The sequence below is a fragment of the Methylobacterium sp. WL103 genome (assembly GCF_008039885.1).
Classification (GTDB): domain Bacteria; phylum Pseudomonadota; class Alphaproteobacteria; order Rhizobiales; family Beijerinckiaceae; genus Methylobacterium; species Methylobacterium cerastii.
Genome location: NZ_VRUX01000454.1, coordinates 1 through 3505, shown reverse-complemented (window position 1 = coordinate 3505; position 3505 = coordinate 1). Strand labels below are relative to the sequence as shown.

Annotated in this window: 3 protein-coding genes; 2 read left to right on the top strand and 1 reads right to left on the bottom strand. The window is 69.8% G+C overall.

Annotation, left to right across the window (positions count from 1 at the left end; translation table 11 throughout):
• Both FV222_RS20415 and FV222_RS20410 read left to right on the top strand, forming a co-directional pair.
• On the top strand, positions 1–548 hold a 548-nt coding region (locus tag FV222_RS20415), incomplete at its 5' end, for a BA14K family protein (RefSeq protein WP_187277394.1).
• A 102-nt stretch (positions 549–650) separates the two neighbouring features.
• Entirely contained in the window at positions 651–866 is a 216-nt protein-coding gene (locus tag FV222_RS20410; protein WP_147754681.1) for a hypothetical protein, read from the top strand.
• Between the two features lie 52 nt (positions 867–918).
• Here FV222_RS20410 and FV222_RS20405 read toward each other — a convergent pair whose 3' ends face one another.
• Positions 919–3210 (bottom strand): FdhF/YdeP family oxidoreductase, encoded by a 2292-nt coding sequence (locus FV222_RS20405; protein WP_147815503.1) that lies wholly within the window; start codon positions 3208–3210, stop codon positions 919–921.
• Positions 3211–3505: the final 295 nt, after the last annotated feature.

Genomic DNA, 3505 nt, shown 5'->3' with positions numbered 1-3505 from the left:
GCTTCGGCGGCGGTCGCGGCATCGGCGGGGCAGGCTTCGCCAACCGTGGCTTCGGCGGCGGCTTCGCCAACCGTGGCTTCGGCGGTGGGTTCGCCAACCGTGGCGTCGGTGGTGGGTTTGCCAACCGTGGCGTCGGTGGTGGGTTTGCCAACCGAGGCGGCTTCGTCGGCAACGGCGGCTTCGCCAACCGCGGGATCGGCCGGGGCTACGGCGCCGGCTATGGTCGCGGGTACCGCGGCGGCTACGGTCGTGGCCTCGGCTACGGCGCGGCCGGCCTCGGGCTCGGCCTCGCCACCGGCGCTCTGATCGGCGGCGGCCTCGGTTATGGCTACGGCGGCTACGGCTACGACGACAACTACTACGGCGGCGGTTACGCGCCGGCCGGCTACGGCGGCTACGGCTACGCTCCGGCCTACACGGAGGTGCAGACCGAGGTGGCGCCCGGCCCGCAGGAATCGGTGAGCTACTGCATCCAGCGCTTCCGCTCCTACGACGTGCGCTCGCAGACCTACCTCGGCAACGACGGCGCGCGGCACTCCTGCCCGTAAGGGTTTCGAGGCCGATATGACGAGAAGCCCCGCGACCGATACGGTCGCGGGGCTTTTTGCTGCCCGCCCGGGACGGTTCCGGGCCAAGGGGGACGCCACGCCATGACGACCGACGAGATCCAAGACCTCCACCGTGCCCGCACGGTTCTGGCGCGGCAGCGCAACGCCATGGCCAAGCGCCTCTCCGGCATCGACCTTGCGCCGGTGTCGATGGCCGAGGATTTGACCCGGATCCTCGTCGCGATCGAGGCGGTCGACCGCGCGCTGACCGCCGAGGGCCGGCCCTACATGGCGCCGGAGATGCACGCGGAAGGCTGAGGCTTTCGGGCCGGTGACACGCATTCGGCGCGCCGGGCCAGCGGGATTAGGATCAGGCCGAAGCGGCCTCGATCCGCACGGGCACGGATTTCGCCGCGGGCACCTTGCTGCGCTCGGCATGGTGCCAGAGCGGGATCAGCGGGTTGCACTCGGGGTAGTAGCCGCCGACGCAGCCCGTCGGGAGGTCGTAGGCCAGCACCCGGAAGCCCTCGACCCGCCGCACCACCTTGTCGTCCGTCGCGCCGACGAGGTGAACGGTCTGCGCGTCGCGCAGGCCGAGGCGGGCGATGTCGTCGCGGTTCATGAACAGCACCATCCGCGTGCCCTTCACGCCGCGGAATCGGTCGTCGTAGCCGTAGATCGTGGTGTTGAACTGGTCGTTCGACCGCATGGTGATGAGCCGCATCACCTCGGGGTCGGCCTGCTCGGTGTCGGGGTCGGCCGACAGGCTGCGCGGCGTGACGAAGTTCGCCTTGCCGGTGTCGGTCTTCCATGTGCGGTCGGCGGCCGGAATCGGCCGGCGGAAGCCGCCGGGCGTCCACATCCGCGCGTTGAAGTCCTTGAACTGGTCGGGATAGGTCGCCTCGATCGCGTCGCGAACGCTGGCGTAGTCGCCGCCCCAGCGATCCCAGTCGATCCGCGGGTTCGGCGTCAGCGTCGCCTTGGCGATCCCGGCGACGATGCGCGGTTCGGACAGCAGCTCGGGTCCGGCCGGCTCGGCATAGCCCTTCGAGCCATGGATGCAGGCGGTCGAATCCTCCATCGACACCGCCTGCCGCCCGCCGGCCTGCTCGTCGATCTCGATTCGGCCGAGGCAGGGCAGGATGTAGGCGACCTCGCCGTGGATCAGGTGATTGCGGTTGAGCTTCGTCGAAATCTGGACGGTCAGGCGAAGCGTCTTCCAGGCTTCCTCCATCAGCGCGGTCTCCGGCACCGCGCGGATGAAGTTGCCGCCGAGCGCCACGAACGCCTTCACCGAACCGTCGAGGATACCCTCGCAGGCCTCGACGGTGTTGAGACCCTTCTCCATCGGCGGCTCGAAGGCGTAGAGTTCGCGCAGCTTGTCGTTCGGTACCAACTCCGGCTTCTCGGTAATGCCGACCGTGCGCTGCCCCTGGACGTTGGAATGCCCACGGACCGGGCAGATGCCGGCGCCGCGCTTGCCGATGTTGCCGCGCATCAAGAGCAGGTTGACCAAGGCCTGCACGGTCTCGACGCCCATGCGGTGCTGGGTCAGCCCCATGCCGTAGACGCCGATCGTCGCCTTCGCCTTGGCGTAGGTCGCCGCCGTCTGCTCCAGCGCCTTGCGGGTCAGGCCCGAGCGCCGCTCCAGCTCGTCCCAGGACTTTCCGCGGACCGAGGCCGCGAACGCCTCGAAGCCGTGGGTGTGCTCGGCGATGAAGGCGGTGTCGAGCACGCGCTCGGCGCCGCTCGCGATCGCCGCGTCGTCGAGCGCCAGCAGCGCCTTGCAGATCCCGTAGATCGCCCCGAAATCGCCGCCGGCCTTGACCTGCAGGTACTGCGACGAGATCCGCGTCTCGGACTTCGTCAGCATTTCGAGTGGCGCCTGCGGGTTGGTGAAGCGCTCCAGCCCCCGCTCCCGGAACGGGTTGAAGGTGATGATCGGGACGCCGCGGCGGCTCGCATCCTGGAGCGGATGCAGCATCCGCGGCGCGTTCGAGCCGGGGTTCTGCCCGAAGAACAGGATGCAGTCGGTGTGCTCGAACGCCTCGAGCAGCACCGTGCCGACCGGCGAGCCGATGCTTTCTGGAAGCGCCACGGAGGTCGATTCGTGGCACATGTTCGACGAGTCGGGCAGGTTGTTGCTGCCGTGCAGCCGCGCCAGCAGGCCGTACATGTACGACGTTTCGAGCGAGGCGCGGCCGGAGGCGTAGAACACAGCCGCCTTCGGATCGAGCGCCTTCAACTCGGCGCCGATCTCCGCGAAGGCGGCATCCCACGAGACCGGCAGGTAGCGGTCGCTCGCCGCATCCCAGCGCAGGGGTACGGTGAGGCGCCCGAGCTCCTCCAGGTCGTAGTCGCGCCAGCCGGTGAGTTCGGTGACCGTGTGGGCGGCGAAGAACTCGGCGCCGATGCGCTTGCGCGTCACCTCCCAAGCGGTCGCCTTGGCGCCGTTCTCGCAATACTCGAACACCGCCGGCTTGCCGGGCTTGGCCCAGGCGCAGCTTACGCACATGAAGCCGCCGGGCTTGTTCTGGTGGCGCAGCATCAGGCCGCCGGTGACGGGGATCTGCTCGCGCAGGAGGATCTCGGTGAGCGACTTCGCCGACCCCCAGCCGCCGGCCGGCCCCTCGTAGGGGTCGAGCTGCACCGAATCCGTCATCCTCGAAACTCCAACCTTCGCGATCCTCGAGGAAGAACCCTTCGTCGGCGCGAAAGGGTCCGCTCGGCTGCGTGCGGCAAACGCCGCGCACTGGCAGGGTCGGCGCCGGGCGCCTGGCCGTGCTACGGCTCGCGCCGGCCCCCATCGAAAGCACGACCCCGATTGTCCGACCGGAACGAGATCCCGGCGCCGCGCGCCGCAGACGCCCCGCGCGATCCCCGGACCGAGGCGGTCCTCGAACGGATCGCAGCCGCCCAGGGCGCGCCGTTCGGGGCCGGCGAGCACGGGCTCGACC

Bases quoted from the DNA above. Each gene is read 5' to 3' on its own strand.
- FV222_RS20410 (WP_147754681.1), top strand. From the start codon at position 651: ATGACGACCGACGAGATCCAAGACCTCCACCGTGCCCGCACGGTTCTG.
- FV222_RS20405 (WP_147815503.1), bottom strand. From the start codon at position 3,210: ATGACGGATTCGGTGCAGCTCGACCCCTACGAGGGGCCGGCCGGCGGC.